Source organism: Geoglobus ahangari (genome assembly GCF_001006045.1).
Lineage (GTDB): Archaea > Halobacteriota > Archaeoglobi > Archaeoglobales > Archaeoglobaceae > Geoglobus > Geoglobus ahangari.
The window spans coordinates 811783-832609 of the sequence record NZ_CP011267.1; the positions used below are offsets into that span (position 1 = coordinate 811783).

Annotated in this window: 28 protein-coding genes and 1 tRNA gene; 24 read left to right on the forward strand and 5 right to left on the reverse strand. The window is 55.4% G+C overall.

Going from position 1 to position 20827, the window contains the following annotated elements:
* The first annotated feature begins 8 nt into the window (after positions 1 to 8).
* The 4 genes from GAH_RS04765 (at position 9) to GAH_RS04780 (ending at position 3299) form a co-directional block, all read left to right on the forward strand.
* A complete protein-coding gene (locus GAH_RS04765) occupies positions 9 to 704 on the forward strand; it encodes an RAD55 family ATPase (protein WP_048094999.1) in 696 nt (231 codons plus the stop codon).
* The gene (cgi121, locus tag GAH_RS04770; protein WP_048095000.1) at positions 701 to 1168 is read left to right on the forward strand and encodes a KEOPS complex subunit Cgi121; all 468 of its coding nucleotides are present in this window, start codon (positions 701 to 703) and stop codon (positions 1166 to 1168) included. The genes GAH_RS04765 and cgi121 overlap by 4 nt, the downstream gene beginning before the upstream one ends.
* Before the next feature lie 23 nt (positions 1169 to 1191).
* A complete protein-coding gene (gene cobB / locus GAH_RS04775) occupies positions 1192 to 1953 on the forward strand; it encodes an NAD-dependent protein deacetylase (RefSeq protein WP_048095001.1) in 762 nt (253 codons plus the stop codon).
* 110 nt (positions 1954 to 2063) lie between these two features.
* On the forward strand, positions 2064 to 3299 hold the full coding sequence (locus GAH_RS04780) for an ORC1-type DNA replication protein (protein WP_048095002.1): 1236 nt from the start codon (positions 2064 to 2066) through the stop codon (positions 3297 to 3299).
* Here the strand turns inward: GAH_RS04780 and GAH_RS04785 are convergent.
* Positions 3287 to 4162, reverse strand: a complete 876-nt coding sequence (locus tag GAH_RS04785; RefSeq protein WP_048095003.1) for a carbohydrate kinase family protein — start codon at positions 4160 to 4162, stop codon at positions 3287 to 3289. The genes GAH_RS04780 and GAH_RS04785 overlap by 13 nt on opposite strands.
* 149 nt (positions 4163 to 4311) lie before the next feature.
* Between GAH_RS04785 and GAH_RS04790 the strand changes: the two genes are divergently transcribed.
* From GAH_RS04790 to GAH_RS04850, 14 genes are all read left to right on the forward strand, one after another.
* Positions 4312 to 4689 carry a 50S ribosomal protein L18e gene (locus GAH_RS04790; RefSeq protein ID WP_048095004.1) on the forward strand — a complete coding sequence of 126 codons (378 nt, stop codon included), beginning with the start codon at positions 4312 to 4314 and terminating at the stop codon, positions 4687 to 4689.
* Between the two features lie 11 nt (positions 4690 to 4700).
* The gene (gene rplM / locus GAH_RS04795; protein ID WP_048095005.1) at positions 4701 to 5174 is read left to right on the forward strand and encodes a 50S ribosomal protein L13; all 474 of its coding nucleotides are present in this window, start codon (positions 4701 to 4703) and stop codon (positions 5172 to 5174) included.
* Positions 5171 to 5569, forward strand: coding sequence for a 30S ribosomal protein S9 (locus GAH_RS04800; protein WP_048095006.1), 399 nt, complete (start codon positions 5171 to 5173; stop codon positions 5567 to 5569). The genes rplM and GAH_RS04800 overlap by 4 nt, the downstream gene beginning before the upstream one ends.
* Positions 5570 to 5576: 7 nt before the next feature.
* Positions 5577 to 5777, forward strand: coding sequence for a DNA-directed RNA polymerase subunit N (locus GAH_RS10555; protein WP_084632289.1), 201 nt, complete (start codon positions 5577 to 5579; stop codon positions 5775 to 5777).
* Positions 5763 to 5836, forward strand: a tRNA-Pro gene (locus GAH_RS04805). Before GAH_RS10555 ends, GAH_RS04805 begins: the two co-directional genes overlap by 15 nt.
* A 29-nt stretch (positions 5837 to 5865) precedes the next feature.
* Positions 5866 to 6078: a DNA-directed RNA polymerase subunit K gene (locus GAH_RS04810; protein ID WP_048095007.1), complete on the forward strand. Its 213-nt coding sequence runs from the start codon at positions 5866 to 5868 to the stop codon at positions 6076 to 6078.
* Positions 6079 to 6087: 9 nt separating this feature from the next.
* Positions 6088 to 7290, forward strand: coding sequence for a phosphopyruvate hydratase (gene eno, locus GAH_RS04815; RefSeq protein ID WP_048095009.1), 1203 nt, complete (start codon positions 6088 to 6090; stop codon positions 7288 to 7290).
* Positions 7291 to 7292: 2 nt separating this feature from the next.
* Positions 7293 to 7919 (forward strand): 30S ribosomal protein S2, encoded by a 627-nt coding sequence (rpsB, locus tag GAH_RS04820; protein WP_084632292.1) that lies wholly within the window; start codon positions 7293 to 7295, stop codon positions 7917 to 7919.
* A 75-nt stretch (positions 7920 to 7994) separates the two neighbouring features.
* On the forward strand, positions 7995 to 9233 hold the full coding sequence (locus GAH_RS04825) for a metallophosphoesterase family protein (RefSeq protein ID WP_048095010.1): 1239 nt from the start codon (positions 7995 to 7997) through the stop codon (positions 9231 to 9233).
* Positions 9215 to 11887, forward strand: a complete 2673-nt coding sequence (locus GAH_RS04830; RefSeq protein WP_156967394.1) for an AAA family ATPase — start codon at positions 9215 to 9217, stop codon at positions 11885 to 11887. The genes GAH_RS04825 and GAH_RS04830 overlap by 19 nt, the downstream gene beginning before the upstream one ends.
* The gene (locus tag GAH_RS04835; protein WP_048095012.1) at positions 11884 to 12741 is read left to right on the forward strand and encodes a DNA double-strand break repair nuclease NurA; all 858 of its coding nucleotides are present in this window, start codon (positions 11884 to 11886) and stop codon (positions 12739 to 12741) included. The genes GAH_RS04830 and GAH_RS04835 overlap by 4 nt, the downstream gene beginning before the upstream one ends.
* Positions 12738 to 13223, forward strand: coding sequence for a hypothetical protein (locus GAH_RS04840; RefSeq protein WP_048095013.1), 486 nt, complete (start codon positions 12738 to 12740; stop codon positions 13221 to 13223). Before GAH_RS04835 ends, GAH_RS04840 begins: the two co-directional genes overlap by 4 nt.
* Positions 13220 to 14779, forward strand: coding sequence for a helicase HerA domain-containing protein (locus tag GAH_RS04845; protein WP_048095014.1), 1560 nt, complete (start codon positions 13220 to 13222; stop codon positions 14777 to 14779). Before GAH_RS04840 ends, GAH_RS04845 begins: the two co-directional genes overlap by 4 nt.
* The gene (locus tag GAH_RS04850; protein WP_048095016.1) at positions 14776 to 15399 is read left to right on the forward strand and encodes an SAM-dependent methyltransferase; all 624 of its coding nucleotides are present in this window, start codon (positions 14776 to 14778) and stop codon (positions 15397 to 15399) included. The genes GAH_RS04845 and GAH_RS04850 overlap by 4 nt, the downstream gene beginning before the upstream one ends.
* Here GAH_RS04850 and GAH_RS04855 read toward each other — a convergent pair.
* Positions 15396 to 16133, reverse strand: coding sequence for a hypothetical protein (locus tag GAH_RS04855; protein ID WP_048095017.1), 738 nt, complete (start codon positions 16131 to 16133; stop codon positions 15396 to 15398). The genes GAH_RS04850 and GAH_RS04855 overlap by 4 nt on opposite strands.
* 76 nt (positions 16134 to 16209) lie before the next feature.
* Between GAH_RS04855 and crcB the strand changes: the two genes are divergently transcribed.
* Both crcB and GAH_RS04865 read left to right on the forward strand, forming a co-directional pair.
* Entirely contained in the window at positions 16210 to 16590 is a 381-nt protein-coding gene (gene crcB / locus GAH_RS04860; RefSeq protein WP_218915482.1) for a fluoride efflux transporter CrcB, read from the forward strand.
* Complete coding sequence (locus GAH_RS04865; RefSeq protein WP_048095018.1) at positions 16587 to 16919, forward strand: DUF190 domain-containing protein; 333 nt, start codon at positions 16587 to 16589, stop codon at positions 16917 to 16919. The genes crcB and GAH_RS04865 overlap by 4 nt, the downstream gene beginning before the upstream one ends.
* Here the strand turns inward: GAH_RS04865 and GAH_RS04870 are convergent.
* Positions 16912 to 17292: a DUF302 domain-containing protein gene (locus GAH_RS04870; RefSeq protein WP_048095019.1), complete on the reverse strand. Its 381-nt coding sequence runs from the start codon at positions 17290 to 17292 to the stop codon at positions 16912 to 16914. The genes GAH_RS04865 and GAH_RS04870 overlap by 8 nt on opposite strands.
* A 114-nt stretch (positions 17293 to 17406) precedes the next feature.
* Here GAH_RS04870 and GAH_RS04875 point away from each other — a divergent pair, with 114 nt between their 5' ends.
* Positions 17407 to 17679 carry an acylphosphatase gene (locus GAH_RS04875; RefSeq protein WP_048095021.1) on the forward strand — a complete coding sequence of 91 codons (273 nt, stop codon included), beginning with the start codon at positions 17407 to 17409 and terminating at the stop codon, positions 17677 to 17679.
* An 8-nt stretch (positions 17680 to 17687) separates the two neighbouring features.
* Positions 17688 to 18503 carry an imidazole glycerol phosphate synthase subunit HisF gene (gene hisF / locus GAH_RS04880; RefSeq protein ID WP_048095022.1) on the forward strand — a complete coding sequence of 272 codons (816 nt, stop codon included), beginning with the start codon at positions 17688 to 17690 and terminating at the stop codon, positions 18501 to 18503.
* On the opposite strand, the gene GAH_RS04885 is transcribed toward hisF, so the two are convergent.
* The gene (locus GAH_RS04885) at positions 18493 to 18864 is read right to left on the reverse strand and encodes a RidA family protein (RefSeq protein ID WP_048095023.1); all 372 of its coding nucleotides are present in this window, start codon (positions 18862 to 18864) and stop codon (positions 18493 to 18495) included. The genes hisF and GAH_RS04885 overlap by 11 nt on opposite strands.
* 102 nt (positions 18865 to 18966) lie before the next feature.
* On the opposite strand from GAH_RS04885, the gene GAH_RS04890 reads away from it, so the two are divergent.
* Together GAH_RS04890 and GAH_RS04895 are read left to right on the forward strand one after the other, a co-directional pair.
* A complete protein-coding gene (locus GAH_RS04890) occupies positions 18967 to 19254 on the forward strand; it encodes a MazG nucleotide pyrophosphohydrolase domain-containing protein (protein ID WP_048095024.1) in 288 nt (95 codons plus the stop codon).
* The gene (locus GAH_RS04895; protein WP_048095025.1) at positions 19254 to 20408 is read left to right on the forward strand and encodes a nicotinate phosphoribosyltransferase; all 1155 of its coding nucleotides are present in this window, start codon (positions 19254 to 19256) and stop codon (positions 20406 to 20408) included. The genes GAH_RS04890 and GAH_RS04895 overlap by 1 nt, the downstream gene beginning before the upstream one ends.
* Here the strand turns inward: GAH_RS04895 and GAH_RS04900 are convergent, their stop codons facing one another.
* Positions 20409 to 20810, reverse strand: a complete 402-nt coding sequence (locus GAH_RS04900; protein WP_048095026.1) for an MgtC/SapB family protein — start codon at positions 20808 to 20810, stop codon at positions 20409 to 20411. It lies immediately after the preceding gene.
* Between the last annotated feature and the right edge of the window lie 17 nt (positions 20811 to 20827).

Sequence of the window (20827 nt, forward strand, 5' to 3'; positions counted from 1 at the left end):
TGGGAGTTATGGAGAGAGTTTCCACGGGCATACTCAACCTTGATTCTCAGCTCGGCGGCGGTTTTCCTGCGGGAAGCGTCATACTCATTCTCGAAGATCCCGGTGCGGGAGCGGAGGTGTTCTCGTACCACTTCATTCACGAGGGGATAAAGAGGGGTGAGAAGTCCCTCTACATCTCCACGAACGACACCAGCGACGAGGTAAAGGAGAGCATGAAGCTGTACCTGAACCTGACCGACGAGGATCTGGAGAAGGTCAAGTTCATCGACTTCATGGGGGCGAGGGTCGGAACTCTTGGCCTGAGGGAGAGCATCACCCTCTCCGGCGACCCGTACAACAGGGTAATCACCGAGTGCTCGAAGGACTACAAGAGGGTGGTTCTCAACAACCTCTGGTACTTTGCCGAGGATTACGACAGGAAGGCAGTAATCGGGATGCTCGAGTCAATGGCGGTGAGCGCGAGAAAGAACAGCTCCGTTATCCTCGTCCTCTTCACGAAGGGAATGTTCGAATCGACATTTGAGACTGCTGTGAAGCAGGTTGTTGATGGCGTGATTGAGCTGAGCATAAGGGAGGCCGAGACGGAGATTCAGAGGAGGATGAAGATTATAAAGCTGAAGAGAACCCTCGTGCCGAAGGCTGTGTTCAGGTACGACATAACCGACAGGGGAATCAGGATGGAGTCGGTGACGAGAGTCCTATGAGGGTCTATCAGGGCAGGGTGAAAGTCGAGAACGTGAGGGAATTCCTATCAAAGCTCCCGGACGGGTGCGTGCTGGTAAACGCTGACTACGTTGTCGACCTCGACTCAGTCAGGTTTGCTGCGGAAAAGGCGCTGAAGATGTGGGAGGCTGGAAAGAGGGTCGCCAAGACGCTCTCAATGGAGATTCTCCTCCACGTTGCGGCCACGAGGCAGATAAATCAGGCCCTCGAACTCGGGCTGAGGGAGGGAGAGAACAGGGTCGTGGTCGTGGACGTTTCCGGGTGCAGGGCATCTCTTGAGGGGCTTGGCTTTAGAGAGGAGGACGTTCTCGAGCTTGACGAGGAGAAGGTCAGGAGAGTATGCGAGTTCTACGACATTGGCGATGAGGAGCTTGAGATAGCCGGAGTGGAGAAACTCGGGCTGCTGGTGAGGGAGAGGATGGCGCTTTTCGCAATTTCGAAGTAATCTTTTCTTTTGAGGTGATCTCAATGGAGGACTCCATCAGGAGGGCCGCGGAGCTCCTTGCGAGGGCAAAGCATGCGGTCGTGTTCACAGGAGCTGGAGTGAGTGCTGAAAGCGGGATTCCGACGTTCCGGGGGAGCGACGGGCTCTGGTCGAGGTACGATTCGGAAGAGGTCGCGTCAATCTACGGCTTCAAGAGGAACCCCAAGGCGTTCTGGGACTTTGCAAGGGAGCTGATGGTTAAGGTGAAGGCTGAGCCGAATCCAGCTCACCACGCTATAGCTGAGCTGGAGAGGATGGGCATTGTGAAGGCTGTTATAACCCAGAACATAGACATGCTCCACCAGAGGGCTGGAAGCAGCAGGGTGTACGAGCTTCACGGCTCGATGGAGCTTGTTGACTGCCTCGACTGCGGGAGAGTTTACAGGTGGGACGACATCGAGGGGATGCTCGTCGAGGGAGAGGTGAGGTGCGAGTGCGGCAGCCTCTATCTCAAGCCGAGGGTTGTGCTGTTCGGGGAGCAGCTTCCGGCAGCCACTCTAAGCGCTGCAATAGAGGAGAGCAAGAGGAGCGACGTTTTCGTGGTCGTGGGCTCCTCCCTCGTGGTCTATCCTGCGGCACACCTCCCTGTCTACGCTAAGAGCAGCGGCGCTAGGCTCATCATTATTAATGCTGAGGAAACCCACGCTGACCACCTCTTCGACGTGGTCATACACGGCATGGCTGGCAAAATCCTGCCGAAGGTGGTGGAGGAGGTCAGGAGGCTGAGGGGATTAAATGGGGATTAGAAATAGATTGAGAAAAATTAAAGTTTTTTAAAAATTTATCACTCTGCAATCACAAAGTTCATAAATTATGCTCTCAAACTTGAAACACTTCTGTTTCAAGAGGTGTGCCTATGATTGACAGTAATATTTTCGAGAAGATGCTCAGAAAAACGAGGATTTTCAAAAACAGGGATGTGCTGAGGCACTCTTACACCCCCGAGTATCTGCCCCACAGGAAGGAGCAGATAGAGGCGATAGCTTCCATTCTTCTCCCGGCCCTTCACGGCGAAACACCCTCAAACATTCTGATTTACGGTAAGACCGGAACCGGAAAGACCGCGACTGTAAAGTTTGTGGGGAGGCAGCTGGAGGAAGCGAGCAGGAAGATGAATGTGCACTGCTACGTGCACTACCTCAACTGCGAGATCATTGACACGCAGTACCGAGTCCTCGCCACACTCGCGAAGGTTCTCGGTAAGAGCGTGCCCATGACCGGATGGCCGACGGATCAAGTTTACGAGGAGCTCAAGGAGGCGATAGACGCGAGGGATCAGACCATCATCATTGTGCTGGACGAGATAGACAAGCTCGTGAAGAAGGGCGATGACGTTCTCTACAACCTGTCGAGGATAAACTCAGAGCTCGAGAACGCGAGGGTAAGTCTGATAGGCATATCAAACGACCTGAAGTTCAAGAACTTTCTGGATCCGAGAGTTCTGAGCTCCCTCAGCGAGGAGGAGATCGTTTTTCCACCATACAACGCCACCCAGCTTGAGGACATACTTGCCCAGAGGGCAGAGCTTGCTTTTCACGAGGGTGTTCTTGATGAAGGAGTCATCCCATACTGCGCCGCTCTTGCCGCGCAGGAGCATGGAGACGCGAGGAAAGCCCTCGACCTGCTAAGGATAAGCGGAGAGATCGCTGAAGCGAACAACGACAGCGTGGTGACCAAGGAGCACGTCAAGGAGGCAGTCAGGAAGATGGAGTGTGACCACATAATCGAGGCGGTCAAGACCCTCCCCAACCAGAGCAAGCTCGTCCTCTACGCCATGATAGTCCTGCACACGAGCGGAAAGAGGAAGTTCACGACGGGAGAGGTCTACGCGGTTTACAAGTCTCTCTGCAGAAAGATCGGGATGGACGTGCTGACCCAGAGGAGGGTGAGCGACCTCATATCTGAGCTTGACATGCTCGGCATAATAAACTCCATAATAATCTCAAAGGGGAGGTACGGCAGGACGAGGGAGATAAAGCTCGACATCCCCATCGACGCGGTCAGGGAGGTAATTCTGGACGACTACAGGTTTGAGGTGCTTAGGAGGTACGAGGGGGCGTTCGCGAACTCCTCCCTCGACTACTTCGGGTAGCTCTCAATGAATTCATCCAGATCCTCTTTTTTTGGGAAGTTCCTCGCCCCCAGCCTCTGTATGTTGTGGCAGGCCGTGAAGTTCCCCGCTGCAAGGCAGACTTCCAGCCCGTGCCCGGACATCATGGCGTAGAGAAATCCGGCTGCAAACGCATCCCCAGCCCCTGTTGTGTCCACGACCTCACACTCGAGCGCTGGAACCCTTGTTCTCTCACCATTGCGAATCGCCATGCTTCCCTCCTTGCCGAGCGTTATGACCGTTAGCTCAACCATCTGCTCTATCCCTCTGAGCATCTCGTACTCGTCCCTTGAGAGGAAGACGATGTCCGTGTTTTTCAGGAGAGGTGAGAGCGCCTCAAGCCCGAGCTTTGAGTAGGGGTAGCCCGGGTTCAGCACAACAGTCTTCCCGTGCTCCTTTGCCCTCTCAGCTATTGTGATGTGCGCGTTTAGGCTACCCTCGAACGGGAACGGGTCGAGGTAGAAGTACTCACCCCAGCTGTAGTGCTCGTCCCTTAGGTAGGGATAAAACCTCCCGGCTGCATTTGGGAAGACGAAGAACGTCCTCTCTCCATGCCTGTCAACGTACACGTCCACCCTGCCGGTCTCGCACTCCAGAACCTCGAAAACGCACTCAACCCCAGCCCTCTCCATCTCCGTCCTGTAGAACTCTCCGTCCTCGTCATCCCCTATGGTCGAGAAAAATCTGGTTCTGACACCAAAGAGGGACAGGCCGTAGATCACGTTCCCTGCAGCGCCCCCTGCGTGCTTCTCAGACCTCCTCACTATCGCCTGCCCACCTCTCGGGGGAAAATCGTCTATCAGGCATATCCTGTCCACGAGGGCTGGCCCAACGCCGGAGATCATCGCGGAACTCTTGCTTCAGACCTTTAAAACTTTTTATCACCTCACGCTTCTGCCCATCAAAATCCTTATATTTCGAAAGCTTGTCTGAGCAGATACTTTTAAATAACCTTGCTCTCACGCTGAAAAGCTGGCAGTAATGGTGATAGAAGATGAGCAGGATTAGGAGATTGCAGAGGAGGAAGAGCAACCCGAATCTCGTCAGGCTGATAGACGACCTGCTGAAGACATCGGCAGAAAAGGAGGCCAAGGTGTGGAAGGACATCGCAGAGAGGCTTGCGAAGCCACTCAGGAACTACGCTGAGGTGAACGTGGGCAAGCTCGAGAGGTATGCGAGGGAGGACGAGATGGTCATCATTCCCGGCAAGGTGCTCGGAGGCGGAGAGATCAGCAAGGCTCTGACTGTTGCTGCCTGGAGGTTCAGCGAGTCTGCGAGGAGGAAGATAGAGGCCGCTGGTGGCAGGTGCATATCCCTTCACGAGGCTTTAAAGGAAAATCCTGAGGGTAAGAAGGTCAGGATAATGGTGTGAGGTGAACCTTAATGAGCGTTAATGTGGAGAGGGTTCTCAGAACTCTTGGTGATGATTACAGGGTTATAGATGCCTCGGGGCACATTCTCGGCAGGCTTTCCAGCTACATAGCCAAGAGGCTTCTTGAGGGTGAGAGAATAGTGGTGGTGAACGCGGAGAAGGCGATAATCACGGGCAGCCCGGAGAACGTGTTCGAGAGGTACAAGGAGAAGTACGACAGGGGCAGCAAGGAGAAGGGCCCGTACTTCCCGAGGCACCCGGAGAAGATCTTCAAGAGAACCGTCAGGGGGATGCTCCCCTGGAAGAGCAGGAGGGGTAGAGAGGCTTACAGAAGGCTCAGGGTGTTCATGGGCGTGCCCGAGCAGCTCAAGGACAGGGAGTTCGAGAAGGTTGATGTCGCGCTGTATGAGAAGGTTTCAAAAACCGAGAAGTACGTATACCTTGAGGACGTCAGCAGGTATCTGGGCTACGAGGTGAGAGCGTGAAGGTAGTGGTTACGAGCGGAAAGAGGAAGACAGCAATAGCGAGGGCAACTGCAAGGCCCGGAAAGGGCAGGATAAGAATAAACAAGGTTCCTGTGGAGATAATTCAGCCCGAGATGATCAGACTCAAGATAATGGAGCCCATCATGATCGCCAAGGATCTCGTCAATCAGGTTGACATCGATGTCAAGGTTGAGGGCGGCGGAGTGATGGGGCAGGCAGAGGCAGCGAGAACAGCAATCGCAAGGGCTCTGCTCGAGTTCTCTGGAGATCCGGAGCTCAAGAGGGCATTCCTCGAGTACGACAGAACCCTGCTCGTCAACGACGTTAGAAGGAAGGAGCCGAAGAAACAGGGAGGCAGGGGAGCGAGAAAGAGGAGGCAGACCTCATACAGGTGATTTTTTCATGTTTCCCGTAAGATGCTTCACCTGCGGGGCCGTTATAGCCCACAGGTATGAGGAGTACAAGGCCCTCCTCGACGAGGGCAAGACGCCGAAGGAGGCTCTGGACGAGCTTGGGATAAACAGGTACTGCTGCAGGAGGATGTTTCTGACGTACAAGTCCGTGATTAAGGAGTTTGCCAGGTACCATGGGGCCGTGGGGTAGCCTGGTCATCCTGCGGCGTTCGGGACGCCGTGACCCGAGTTCAAATCTCGGCGGCCCCATTTTAAAGGGGTGATGGCGTTTGAAAAAAGTGTTCCCGTTCGAGTACACGAGATTTGAGAAGGCGAGAATTATCGGGGCGAGGGCGCTCCAGATCGCCATGGGCGCCCCCGTCCTTATTGACACTCAGAGTAAAAACCCCCTCGACATAGCAAAGGAGGAGTTTGAGAGGGGCGTCATTCCGATAACCGTTAAGAGGAGGAGCAACGCGTTTGTCTGGCTCAGGAGGTATGACCTCTTCTGAGGTGGTGTCATGATAATCGAGGATGTTCAGTACAGGATAGTCTTCGACAGCAGGGGCAGGGAGACTGTGGAGTGTGAGGTGGTAACTGAGGAAAGCGTAGGCAGGGCGATGGCTCCGAGCGGAGCCTCGACCGGCAGTGAGGAAGCTGTTGCCGTGGATCCATTCAAAATAGAGGAGATCGAGGACAGGGTCTCGAGAGCGCTCATAGGAATCAGCGTCTTCGACCAGAGGGAGGTTGACCGCGCCCTCAGGGAGGAGGACGGGACGGAGAACTTCTCGAGCATAGGCGGAAACTTCGCCATCACGGCAAGCATAGCCACCGCAAAGGCAGCTGCCAACGCCCTCGGCATACCCCTCTTCCAGTACCTCGCTGGCGCGCTCGCGGAAACTCTTCCCTATCCTCTCGGCAACGTCATAGGCGGTGGAGCTCACGCTGAGGGATCCACGAGCATTCAGGAGTTCCTGATAATTCCTGTTGGTGCAGAGTCCTTCTTCGAGGCCCAGTACATCAACACGAGGGTTCACATGCAGCTGAAGAAGATCTTCAAGGAGAGAGGGATTTTCGCTGCCAAGGGTGATGAGGGTGCCTGGGCGGCGCAGATAACAGACGAGCAGGCCTTCGAGATACTCAGCGAGGCCATTTCAAGGGTGGAGGACGAGCACGGAGTTAAGGTGAGGATGGGCGTGGATGTTGCCGCGACCGAGCTCTGGGACGGGGAGCGATACGTCTACAAGGACAGGAAGCTCACGAAGGAGGAGCAGATAAGCTATATAGCCGAGCTGGTGGACAGGTACGAGCTACTCTACGTGGAGGATCCCCTTCAGGAGAACGACTTTGAGGGCTTCGCCGAGCTGACGAAGCAGGTTAGGGCAATGGTGTGCGGGGATGATCTGCTTGTAACAAACGTCAGGAGGATTGAGAGGGCGATAGAGCTCTCGTCCGTCAACACCGTTTTGATAAAGCCGAACCAGATCGGAACGCTCTCCGACACAGCAGATGCGGTCAGGCTGGCCAAGTCGAGGAACTGGGACGTCGTCGTCTCCCACAGGAGCGGGGAGACGGAGGACGAGGGGCTTGCCCATCTTTCAGTGGCGTTCAACGCAACATTAATAAAGACGGGCGTTGTTGGTGGGGAGAGAATTGCCAAGCTCAACGAGCTAATCAGGATTGAAGAGATGATTGACGCCAAAATGGCTGAAATAAGGTGGTAAAGATGATAAAGGAAAAAGAGGGCATGATGAGGGAAGCAGAGGAGGGGTACGAGTACCTCGTACCTCCGGACGAGTACCTCGCGGCAGGAGTGCACATTGGAACACAGATAAAGACGGGCGACATGAAGAAGTTCATCTACAAGGTCAGGCCGGATGGACTTTATGTCCTTGACATAAGGATTCTCGACGAGAGGCTGAAGCTCGCAGGGAAGCTCCTTGCACGCTACAACCCATCAAAGATTCTTGTGGTGGCTGCGAGGCAGTACGGCCAGAAGCCCGTGACGATGTTTGCAAAGGTTACTGGGGCTGACTACGTCATAGAGCGCTTCGTCCCCGGCACGCTCACCAATCCTGCCATCAAGGAGTACAGGGAGCCAGACATTGTGGTTGTCACCGACCCTGCCATAGACTCGCAGGCAGTTGATGAGGCCACCGACATAGGTATCCCTGTGGTGGCTCTGTGCGACTCCAACAACAGCGTCGCAAACGTGGACTTCGTCATTCCTACGAACAACAAGGGAAGGAAGGCTCTGGCGCTGGTTTACTGGATTCTGGCGAGAGAGGTGCTCAAGAACCGCGGTTTTACCGAGTTTCCGTACAGCGTCGAGGACTTTGAGGCTGAAATTTAATCCTTTCACAAACAATTTTGATATTATATTTTGGGCAGGCGAAAGTGTAAATACCTGCTCGACCCTCTTTTCCATGTGAGATTTGCTCACCTCGCAGATGTTCATCTTGGCTACAGGCAGTACGGCAGTGAGGAGAGGGCTCTCGACTTCGCTCAGGCCTTCAAGAAGGCGGTGGAGTTTGCTGAAGAGCAGAACGTCGATTTCATGCTCATAGCCGGTGATCTGTTTCACAAGAAGAGCGAGATGGATCCCGTGACCCTCGCGCAGGCAACCGTGGTTCTCGAGAGGACTGGGTGTCAGGTCATTGCGGTCGAGGGGAACCACGACTCAACGTACTTCAGGGAGAGGTTCACGTGGATGGACTACCTGAGCTCTCAGGGGCTCGTGGTCAACCTGAAACCCTCTTTTGCAGGTGGAGAGATGGAGGTTGAGGAGTGGGACGGAAGGAGCGGGGCGTACATCGACGTTGGGGATGCGAGGGTGTACGGGCTGAAGTACTATGGGATGCTCACCGAGAAAATTCTCGACTCCTACCTGCCTCACGTTGTGGGCGATGGATTTACGATCTTCATGTCCCACTTCGGCGTTGAGGGCTACATGAACATCTACGGCTGCATAAACTCCGAGAGACTCCACGTCCACAGGGAGAGGATAGATTATGTTGCCCTCGGGCACATCCACAAGAAGTACGTGGAGGACGACTTCATATTCAACCCCGGAAGCTTGGAGAGCTGCGACCTCAACGAGTATCGCTTTGAGAAGGGCATTTTTCTGGTTGAATACGACGGCGAGCTGAGCTACAGGCACGTCAGCTCCTTCTACAGGCCGAGGGTTTTCAGGGTGATCGAGCTAAACTTTGAAGACTACTCGAGCCTCAGGGAGAGGCTGCTGAGGGAGAGGGGGGAGGGAAAAGAGGTGGTGCACCTCAGGATAAGCACTGACAGGAACATCGACAGGGAGAAGATTGAGGGGATCGCGAGGGAGACTCTGAATCCGCTCGTTCTGAGGGTTGAGGTTGATTACTCACGAGGAGTTCTGCAGGCCACGAACCTCTCTGTCTCATCCAGAAAGGAGATAGAGAGGAGCGTCATCTCCGCTATACTGAAGGGATTCGGGTATGAGGACATAGCCGAGGAGGTGCTCAGGCTCAAGGAGCTGTTCGTGGAAGGGAGGATTGAGGCTGTGGATGATATAGTCACGGCCATAATCTCCGAGAAGGTTGAGGAGGCAAGGGAGGAGCTTAAGAGGGAGGAAAGGGAGTTCGAAACTGCTGAAGACGGCGAAGAAGAGTGGAGGTGGTGGGAGGCGGGATGATCCACGAGGTCTACCTCGAGAACATAAAGAGCTACAGGAGGCAGAGAATAAGGCTCACGAGGGGTCTGAACGCGATCATAGGTGAAAATGGAGCCGGAAAATCCACGATTCTGGAGGCCATAGGCTTCGCCCTCTTCAACTCCCTCCCCTACAACATCTCAGAGTTCCTTCGAAGAGGTGAGGTCAGGGGAGAGGTGGCGGTAAGGCTCGAGAGCCCCCTCGACGGGAGGGTTTACAGGGTGGTCAGGAGGATAGAGAGGGACAGAACAGCCGAGTACTACGTTGAGGACGAGGAGCTCGGGAGGGTGGCTGAAGGAGTGAGGGATGTGAAAGGCTGGGTCAAGACCCACTTCAGCCTTGACGTCGAGCCAGAAGTTGTCTTCGAGAACGCGATAGGGGTGAATCAGGGCAACATCACGGCACACTTCCTCCTGAGCCCGAGCCAGAGGAAGGGGATATTCTCTCCTCTTCTCGGGATAGAGATGTACGACAGGGCATTCGAGAGGAGCAGGGAGTACGAGAGGATGCTTGAGGAGAAAATCTCCAGCCTGAGGGTGGAGCTCTCGAGACTCGAGGAGAGAAAGAGGGTGCTCGAGAGGAGGAAAGAGGAGCTTGAGAAGGCCGAGAAAAGGCTCAAAGAGCTAGGAAGAAGGCTCGAAGAGAGTGTAGAAAGGCTCACGTCTCTCCAGAAGTCCTTCGAAGAGCTCAGGAGTTTGAGGGACGAGCTGGAGAGGCTCAGGGCTGAGGTGAAGAGAGTCGAGCAGATCGTGGACATTGAGAGAGAGGAGCTGCAGAGGATTGAGAGAGATCTTAGGGAGATCCGGGAGTTCGAGAAGTCCCTTGAGAGGCTTGAGGCCCCGTACAGAAAATACCTGAGCCTCGAGAAGGAGCACGAGAGGATGAAAGCCCGTGTCAGAGAGCTTGAGGCTCAGGTGGAGAAGCTCAGGGCTTTGAGGCAGAGGATTGCCGTACTGAGGGACAGGATAGCCTCAACTGTCGAGAGTGTGAGAAAGAAGAGGGAGAGCCTCGGGGACACCGAGGAGCTCGAGAGACTGGCTGAGGAGGAACGGGCTCTGAGAAAGAGGCTGGAGAGGATAGAGGGTGCAATTGCGGAGAAGAAGGGGCTTGAGAGCGTTATTGCCGAGCTTGAGAGCAGAGTTGGGGAGATCAGGAGGGAGCTTTCCGGCCTGAGGAAGAAGAGGGGGGAGCTGGACAGGCTGGTCGAAAAGGCTCGCAGGCTTGAGAAAGTTGAGGAGAAGAGGGACGGCCTGAAGAGCATAATCTCCAAGCTCGAGCACCAGATCAGGCAGCTTGAGAGAACCGTTGAGAGGATAGGGGAGGGCAGGTGCCCCCTCATCGACGTGGACTGCGAGAGGGTCAGGGAGGAAAAGATGAGGTACGAGGAGGATCTGGAGAAGCTGAGGGAAAAGCTGAAAAGGTACCTTGAGATGCTGGGCAAGGCCGAGAAGGCTGTGAACCTGAAGAAGGAGCTGGACAAGAAGGTTTTCTCCCTCAGCAGGGAGCTCGAGAGGGAAAAAGATCTCGAAAGGGAGCTTGAGGAAAAGGTGGCGAGACTGGGGGAGCTTAGAAAGAGGGCTGAGGAGCTCGAGAACACAATTTCGGCGAGAGATGAGGTCGTGAAGGCACTCGAGAGGGTTGAGGGGAGTGAGAAGAAGCTCGAGGTTGTCAGGAGCGTTCTCAGGGAGATAGAGGAGCTCGAGAGGAGGATCGAGGAGAACAGGTCGGAGCTGAAGGCTATCGAGAAAGAAGAGGAGCAGCTGAGAGGCTCTGAGGAGGAGCACAATCGCCTGATCTCTGAGCTGAGCAGGGTGGAGGAGGAGATGAAAGCTCTCAGGGGAGACTACGAGAAATACATCGCCACGGTTGAAAGGCTGAAGGTCAGGGAGAGCCTTGAAGAGAGAAAGAGGGATGTTGAGGGAAACGTGAAAGAGAACGAGAGAAGGCTTGAGGAGCTGAGAAGGAGGATGGACGAGCTGGAAGGGAGGTTCAGCGAGGAGGACTTCAGGAGGCTCGAGAGCGAGGTGGAAAAGGCGAGGTCTGAGGTAGCCTCCATAAAGGGGGAGATGTCCGCGGTGGAGAGGGGGGTCAGGAGGCTAAGGGGCGAGGTTGAGGAGCTTGAGGCAGATGCAGAGAGGTTTGAGAGGGTTGCAGCAGAAGTCGAGGTTCTTGAGAGGAAGCTCGAGTTCGTCAGGGATTTAAGGGAGGTGTTCAAGAAAGCCGTTCCGGAGCTGGCGAGGATATATGCAGAGCTCGTCAGTGTGGAGGCTAACAGGATATTCTGCGAGATCATGGACGACTATTCCTGGCAGATCGAGTGGACGGAGGACTACGGGATAAGGGCGAGGTACATGGGGAGGGAGATCGACTTCAGGCAGATGAGCGGTGGGGAGCAGATGGTCGCAGCTCTCTCCGTCAGGCTCGCTCTCCTCAAGGCCACGTCCTCCTCTCCAGTGGTGTTCTTCGACGAGCCTACCCAGAACATGGACTCGGAGAGGAGGAGGAACTTCGCCCAGCAGATCTCGAGGATCTCGGACTTCAGGCAGATAGTCGTCATAAGCCACGACGACACGTTCGAGGAGATGGTGGAGAACGCGATCAGAGTTAGGAAGGAGAACGGGGTGAGTGTGGCATGAGCATGGAGGGCAGACTGTTCGACAACATACACGAATTCGTCAGGAGGGTTGAGGAGATCAGAAGCAGGAAGTTTGACGTGTGGGTTGAGAAGAGGAGGATATCCCGCTCAGACGAGTTCGAGATCCTCGACGGTCTGAGGGTTCTCGGAGTTGACGGGAGCCAGATCGCTCCGCTGAAGGACTTCGGAATTCCGTTTGGCGGGGTTCAGTCTGCTGGAATCCTCGTGCACCACGGCAGCGGGAGGTATGATGTCCGGTTCAGAAGCAGGTTGATCTCCGACACCAACCTCGAGTTCGAGAGGTTCAGGCTTGAGATCGAGATGGTGAAGGAGAACCTTGGGGAGGTGGACTACGCGTTCTACGACGGAAGCCTCGGGGCGCCCTACATGTACGAGCTCAACGAGGCGCTGAAAAGGGCTTACAGGATGGAGATAGACGAGCTCCTCAGACTTTCCGAGAGGCTCGGCGTTCCGGTCATCGGCTATGTGGACAGGAGCTACATGAAGGATCTCCGCATGGGCGTCTATGATACCTACGTTCTCTCAGATCACCTCTCGCTCTACGAGTACACATCTCCGATCCAGACAGGCTCGCCCATGCTTGCTGTCTACTTCCGGCCCAACCCCTCCCTGCCGGTCAGGGTTGAGATTCCCGCGTGGTGCGAGGAGATGGTGGATGAGATAATGGAAGTTGTCTACGCCGAGTGCAGGCTCGGGTCGACTTCAGGCTACCCCTACATCCTTGAGAGGGCGCATAAGAACGCCAGAATAAGCGAGAAGGAGAAGAAAGCCTTCGTGAGTGTTTTGAAGAGCGCGGGGATATCCTTCAAGTACATGAGCAAGGTGATCGAATGAGGGTTGTTAGGGTTAACTCCAGAAGGGAGTTCGAGGTTGACGGAGAGGTGGAGATAGGAACGTTCGTCAGGGTTGGAGATCTCGTGGCTGTAAGTGCCGAGGTGTTCCAGCAGGAGGATGAGATATCGAAGTACCTCAGCAAGGGTGATGTTGAGAGGATAAGGGCGTTTCTCCCAGATCTCGCGGAGCCAAACGTCTTTACGAGGTTCGTGGTGCTGATGGACTCGCGATCCCGTGCACCGAGGACGATGCCAAAGGTTGGTGATGAGGTCGAGATCATGGACGATGCTGGAGTCATAGAGGCTCACACGAGTAGCGGGGAGCTGTCTGTCCCCTACCTCCCATACCTGATGAGGAGGGACAGGGAGCTGGCGAGGATAGTCGTCGAGAGGCTGTCGAGCCTGCTCCCGGAGTACAGGGATGTGCTTGACATAGTTCTGGCGGAGATAGAGTACAGCCTTCTCAGGGAGGTGGACCTGTGAAGCCGGTGGGTCTGGTCAAGGGGCCTGCAGAGAGCCCTCACGAGTTCAGGTTCATAACACCCGACAACACAAGGCTGAAGGTCGGGGAGTTCGTTTACTACAACTTCAACGGCAGGAAGGTCCTCTGCAGGGTCTCGAAGAGGCTACCGCTGAGACAGTACCCGGACATATACCTCTCCAATCCCTCCGTGGAGCCAGAGAGGATTCTGAGGGTAATCGGGGTGAGCACGAGGGAGTTCGACCTCTATGAGATGAGGGCGACAATCCTCGGCTACTACGACAGGCAGCTCGGGTTCATAAACCCGCGAATCCCACCCAAGCCCGGGATGCCGGTGTATCTCGCTGAGAGGGAGATCATAGAGTCCGCGCTGCTGAAGAAGAGGGCTGGAGAGGTTGGGAGCATTCATCTTGGCTACCTGCTCAACAGGGAGGAGGACATACCTGTGGTCATAGACACATCCCTGACTGTGAGCGAGCACCTTGCGATTCTTGCAGGAACGGGAAGTGGCAAGAGCTACCTTGCTGGCGTCATAGTGGAGGAGCTTCTGAAGCCCTACAACAGGGCGAGCGTCCTCGTTTTCGACCCTCACGGTGAGTACCACACCCTTCGGGAGGTGGAGGGACTCGAGGAGTTCAGGGATGGCGATTACTCCCCGAGAGTCAGGATCTACGGCAGGGAGGACATAAAGCTGAGGCTCAGCGAGCTCGACTACGATGAGCTTGTGAACCTGCTGCCCAACCTCACCGACAAGATGGAGGCGATGCTCAGCAGGATCTACAGGGAGCTTTCAGAGCAGGGACACTTCACGGTTGACGACCTCATTGCGAGGCTCGAGGAGCTCAGGGAGAGGGAGGAAACGACGGCGAACGGCCTTATATGGAGGGTCAGGAGGTACCTGAGGGACATGGACCTGATAGACGACTACAGGCACATGGACCTGAAGAACCTCCTCAGGCCGGGGCAGGCAAGCATTCTGCAGCTCACCGAGATGAGCGACATGGAACAGGAACTCCTCGTCTCGGCCCTCATGAAGAGGATACTGAAGGCGAGGATAAACGCTGAAAAGGGTAGTGACGGGGAGAAGCTGGAGTATCCGGTCTTCGTGATCATAGAGGAGGCTCACCGCTTCGCCTCCCGTGACTCAAGGAGCTTTGACGTTCTGAGAACAATACTGAGCGAGGGTAGGAAGTTCGGCGTTGGCGTGTGCCTGATAAGCCAGAGGCCGTCAAAGATCGACAGCGACATCCTCAGCCAGTGCATGACTCAGGTGGTCATGAGGATGGTCAACCCGGCTGATCAGGACAACGTGAGGAAGAGCGTGGAGAGCATAGGGAGGGAGATGATAGAGGAGCTGCCGGGACTGACAAAGGGTCAGGCCGTGGTTTCAGGGGTGGCCATAAACACCCCCGTCCTGATCAGGGTCAGGAAGAGACTGACATCCCATGGAGGAGCGAGCAAGAACGCGCCGGAGGAGTGGATAAGATGGAGCGAGAAGGGTGAGGAGAGGGCCAGGGTTGTGGAGAGAAAGGCGAGGCTCTTCTGGGATGACGAATGAGGCTGGACGTGTGGCTTCACGCTAACGGCTACTTCGAAAGCAGGAGCAGGGCAAAGCTTGCTGTGAGGAAGGGGCTCGTGCTCGTGAATGGCAGGAGGGTAAAGCCTTCCTACGGGATGAGGGGCGACGAGAGGATAGAGGTTCTCGCGGACGACAGGCCAGCGGGCTACTACAAGCTGTTGGAGCTGGACGAGGAGTGGGGGATCTTCTCTGGGGGCGAGACGGTTCTCGATCTCGGGAGCAGTGCCGGGGGGTTCCTGCTTTACGCGAGCGAAAAGGCAGGGTTTGTGATCGGCATCGAGTACAGCAGGGAGTTCGAGGATCAGCTCGAGAGGATAGCGAGGGAAAAGGAGAACGTCAGGGTAATTTTCGGTGACGCGTTCACCCTCGACACCTCCACAATCCCTGCCTTGGATTTAATCCTCTGCGACCTCACCCTTGAGCCCGCGCACTCGATGGAAGCCCTAAAGCGCTTCCTTCCCAGACTCAAGCTGGGAGGCAGGGTCGTGTTCGTCTCGAAGGGGGAAAAGGTGAATGTTCCAGATGAACTCAGAGTTCTCAGGGAAAAGAAAGCTGAAGAAAAGAGGGAGTGGTACCTCTTGCTCGAGTACAGGGGCTAAGGTATGGCCTTCTTCCTGTAAAGTATCTCTCTCAGCAAGTCCTTCGCAGCCCTCGACACCTCAAGCTCATTGATCCTGTCCTCGACCTCCTTTATGTTGTAGCTGAAGCTCTCGAAAGAGACCGCGAGTGTGCTCGTGTCAACGAGGGCAAAAGCTGGACTTTTCCCGACTCCGAGGGTTCCGGGGCAGACGATCTTCCCTATCTTGGTGTTGACTGCATAGTGCCTCCTTCCGGCAACGCTGATGACCTCGTACTTCTTCAGCTCGGCGAACCTGCTCTCGTAGTAGCTCGGAGTCTCGTTCTCTGCGGGCATATCGTCCGGACTGTCTATCAGCCCGTACGTGAAGTAGAACTCGTTGGAGTCAAATTTGTCCGTCAGGAAGCTTTCCGGCTCGGTCCTGAGCCACTTTCTTCCGTCGTGTCCGAGCATGTCCCAGTACACGTCCAAGACCTCAGCGAGCTCCCTCCCAACCGCTTCTTCCTTCTCCTTCTCGTCCATCTCTCCCCATCTGGCGATCAGCCTGTCGTACTTCCCCGAGATGACCCTTATGTATCCCTCAGGCCTTTCGGAGAGCAGCCTTACGGTCTCACTCGGATAGGGCATGAGCCCGATGGCCGATATGATGTATATCCTCTCAACCTCCTTGCCCTCCTCCTTCAGCCTCTCGACCCTCGACAGAAACTCGGCGAGGGCAGGGAGGTTGGAGTGGACGTTCGAAACAATCGCTATCATGTTTCTCCCTCTGTCCCTCCCGGAATATAAACCTCTTCCCGGAAAGGCTTTAAACAACCCCGCAGATCCTTGCCGTGTGCTGCTTGCCTACGTGGCCATAGGGGGAATGCTCGGAGCGGTGGCGAGGTACGTGCTTTCGGGGGTGGTTCAGGACGGACACACCTTCCCCGTGGGAACGCTGAGCGTTAACATGATCGGGAGCTTCCTTCTCGGGTTCTTCATGTTCTCGGCCGAGTACTTCGGCCTCTTCTCTCAGGAGATAAGGGCTCTGATTGCGGTCGGCTTTCTCGGCTCCTTCACGACAATGTCCACGTTCAGCTACGAGTCATTCAGGATGCTCATGGAGGTCAACTATTTAGGGTTCGTGCAGAACGTCATCCTCAACCTCGTCACGTGTATACTCGCGGTTTATGCTGGGAGAGTTCTGGCTCTCGCAGTCTGGAGGTTGCACCCATGAGGGACGGAATCCTCCTCAGGATATACCTGGGTGAGAGCGACAGGTATGAGGGAAAGCCCCTCTACAGGTACATCGTTGAGTTTCTCAGGAAAGAAGGCATAGCCGGGGCAACCGTTCTGAGGGGCATGCTCGGCTACGGGAAGTCGAGCGTGATCCACAACTCGTCTGTTCTCAGGCTTTCATCCGACCTCCCGGTTGTTGTGGAGGTTGTGGACACAGTCGAAAACATAGAGAGGGTGAAGCGCAGGCTCGTTGAAATAGTGAGGGAGGGTCTGATAACGGAGGAAAGGGTTAAGATAATTTCCTACTCCGGAAGGGAGCCTAAATAGAGTCGATAACCCTCTTCAGGCTCTCCTCAACCTCCCCGGCAGTTTCGGTTATCCTCTCGTCCCCGAACTGCTGTGCGAGCGCGAGCGGTGTTATGGCCGAGATGTGAACTCCATCGTCAAGGCTGTAGACGACCACGTTGCACGGCATGAGCAGTCCGAACTCTCTGTTCGCCGAGAGGACGTTGAAGGAGTGGTGAGGGTTGCAGGCACCGAGGATCACGTACCTTCCAATCTCCTTTCCGATCTTCTCCCTTATCGTCTTTCCCACGTCTATCTCGCACACGACGCTGAAGCCCTCCTCAGCCAGCCTCTCCTTCACCCTCTCCACAGCCTCGTCAAAGCCGAGGTCAACAACCTTTCCGTAACCCACCATGACCAGTAGTTTTGCGCCTGTTAGTTAACACTTCTCGGGTTTTGTCTGTAACCCTCAAAAGGGAACGGAAATGATTTAATACATCACAAGCGAAAGTCTGGATGGGATGGTGAGATGAAGCGCCTCAGAATTTACGTCAGTGGTGTAGTGCAGGGCGTGGGTTACAGGTACTTCACAAGGAGGAAGGCTCAGGAGATGGGTGTGAAGGGGTACGTGATGAACCTTCCCGACGGCAGGGTTCTGGTTGTTGCGGAGGGCGAGGAGCAGAAGCTCGACAAGTTCATCTCATCGCTCAAGGAGGGCCCGAAGTTCGCAAACGTCAAGGGGCTCGAGATAATCGAGGAGGAGTACACGGGAGAGTTTGACGGGTTTGAGATAAGATATTAGTGGTGTGTATGCTGACCAAGAGGATCATCCCCTGCCTCGACGTAACTCTGGATGAGAAGGGGGCGACGGTTGTCAAGGGCGTCGAGTTCGTCAACCTGAGGAGAGCTGGCGATCCGGTGGAGATGGCAAAAAGGTACGATGAGGAAGGAGCAGATGAACTCGTTTTTCTGGACATAACCGCGTCCGCTCACGGCAGGGAGACGATGGTGGATGTGGTCGAGAGGACGGCTGAGGAGGTCTTCATACCCTTCACGGTGGGCGGGGGAATAAGGAGCGTAGACGACATAAACGTGATGCTGAGGGCGGGAGCGGACAAGGTCTCGATAAACACCTCGGCTGTTAAGAATCCCGAGCTCGTCAGGGAGGGTGCGAGGATCTTCGGCTCCCAGTGCATTGTCGTGGCAATAGACTGCAGGAGGAACTTCGACCTGAGCAGGGGGAAGCACTTCGTGGAGCTCGAGGATGGGAGGAAGGCATGGTACGAGGTTGTTATTTATGGGGGAAGGAAGCCAACAGGAATTGACGCGGTGGAGTGGGCAAAGAGGGTTGAGGAGCTCGGGGCAGGCGAGATACTGCTGACGTCGATGAACAGGGATGGGACAAAGGATGGCTACGACCTTCCGATAACGAGGAAGATAAGCGAGGAGGTCAGCATCCCGGTGATAGCATCAGGTGGGGCGGGGAGAATGGAGCACTTCTACGAGGCGTTCGAGCTCGGGAAGGCGGATGCTGCCCTTGCGGCAAGCGTCTTCCACTTCGGTGAGATCGACATCCTCGAGCTGAAAAATTATCTGAGGGAAAAAGGTGTGCCAGTCAGGATTTAGCGTAAGCTATTACTTCAATCTCAACGTCAGCATTCTTCGGCAGGTTCGAGACCTCAACCACAGCCCTCGCGGGCTTGTGGGTGAAATACCGGGCGTAGACCTCGTTGAACTCCTCGAACCTTGATATGTCCCTCAGGTACACGGTCACCTTGACCACATTTCTGAGGTCAAGCCCACAGGCTCTGAGTATGGCTCTGACGTTCTCTATTGCCCTTTTGACCCTCTCCTCAAAGCTTTCCGGAACTCTGCCTTCCTTGTCGAGCGGTATCTGACCGGAGACGAAGACGAAGTCTCCAGCCATGACGGCATGGCTGTACGGTCCAACTGGCCTTGGCGCGTCCGGAGAGTTTACGAACTCCATGTTCATTCTCTGCTCTAAAGGGTAAAAGCTTTCGCCTGCCCACTGCTCGCGGGCGACTCCAATCCCCAAAGGGTTTAATAACACCGGGTTCAATTTTCAGCCGTGAGAATCTCCGAGTTCCAGAACATGATCCGGGAGCTCTACTTCGAGAAGGACGAGAGGAGGGGAGTGGAGCGGACGTTCCTGTGGCTCGTGGAGGAAGTGGGTGAGCTCGCCGAGGCCGTAAGGACTGGGGAAAACGCGGGGGAGGAGTTCGCCGACGTTTTCGCATGGCTGGTGAGCCTCGCCAACCTCTGCGGTGTGGACTTGGAGGAGGAGGTTGGGAGGAAGTACCCCGGATACTGCATTAGGTGTGGCTCAAAACCCTGCAGGTGTGAAGAGGTGGTTTGATGTTCCTCGTTGTTAGGGATGAAGACATCAAGAAGGGGCTGACAACTGACAAGTACTTCATCTGGACCGAGAAGATCCTGAGGGAGAAGAGGGTCAACCCCTACGTTGTTGCCGAGTTCACGGCTTCGAGGTGGGGAATCTTCTCGGGCTTAAACGACGTGCTCAGGCTGATGGAGGGGATCAACGTCGACATATACGCAATGCCCGAGGGCACGCTCTTCTTCCCGCACGAGCCCGTGATGGTCGTGACGGGCCATTACCTCGACTTCGCGAGGTTTGAGACCGCGATGCTCGGGTTCATATGCCACTCCTCCGGCGTTTCAACGAAGGCCTTCAGGGCCAAGCTCGCTGCCGGGGATAAGCGGGTCTTGTCGTTTGGGACGAGGAGGCAGCACCCTGCAATAGCCGCGATGATTGAGAGGGCAGCCTGGATAGGTGGAGTTGACGGGGTGAGCAACGTTGCCGCGGAGAAGTACCTGGGCATAGAGAGCGTTGGAACCATGCCCCACGCGCTCATAATCTCTTTCGGAGATCAGGTGGCTGCTTGGAGGGCATACGACGAGGTTGTTGACGAGAGCGTTCCGAGAACTATGCTGGTGGACACGTACTGCGACGAGAAGAGTGAGGCGATAAGGGCTGTGGAGAACGTTGAGAGGGTGGATGCGGTCAGGCTCGACACGCCCAGCAGCAGAAGGGGCAACATAAGGAAGATAATCGAAGAGATCAGGTGGGAGCTGGACATAAGGGGCAGGCGTGACGTGAGAATAGTGCTGAGCGGCGGGCTGGACATAGAGGACATACTCTCTCTCAGAGACGTAGTGGATGCGTTCGGTGTGGGGACGAGCATAGCCGGTGCAGGGCCGATAGACTTCTCCATGGACATAGTCGAGAGGAACGGCGAGTTCTGTGCCAAGAGGGGTAAGAGGAGCGGAATGAAGCAGGTTTACAGGGACTGGGAGACCCTCGAGGATGAGGTGAGGCTTTTCTCTCAGGATGGGCCGGAGGGCAAGGAGCCCCTCCTCGAGAAGGTCATGGAGGGCGGGAGGATTCTTAAAGAGACGGACTTAAACTTCGCGAGGGATCTCGCCCTCAGGCAGATGGAGATAATAAGGAGGATTGGCAGGGCTGAGGAGTTTGTGAGGGACGAGGTTTAGTCAGGAGCTCTCTATTCTCTCCTCAACTTTCTTGAGCTGGAGAATCACGTAAGTGAGGATCGTGGTGAAGAGGGCCAGCAGGTACTCTCCCATTCCGACGGCCATCCCTATCGCCGCTGTAACCCAGAGGCTTGCTGCAGTGGTTATGCCGACAACCTTTGTTTTCTCCCTTCTCTCCGCGATTATCGTACCTGCACCTATGAAACCTATTCCGGAAACAACTCCAGCGGCAATCCTCGCCGGATCGTCGAAGAACTTGACCGAGAGGATCATGAACAGACAGGAGCCAAGTGAGACGAGTATGTGGGTTCTAAGGCCAGCGGGCTTGTGAACCTTCGATCGCTCGTATCCTATGACCCCTCCAAGCGCCGCGGAAAGCAGAAGGGCAAGGAGCTCTTCCATGCCCCATCTTCGCCTTC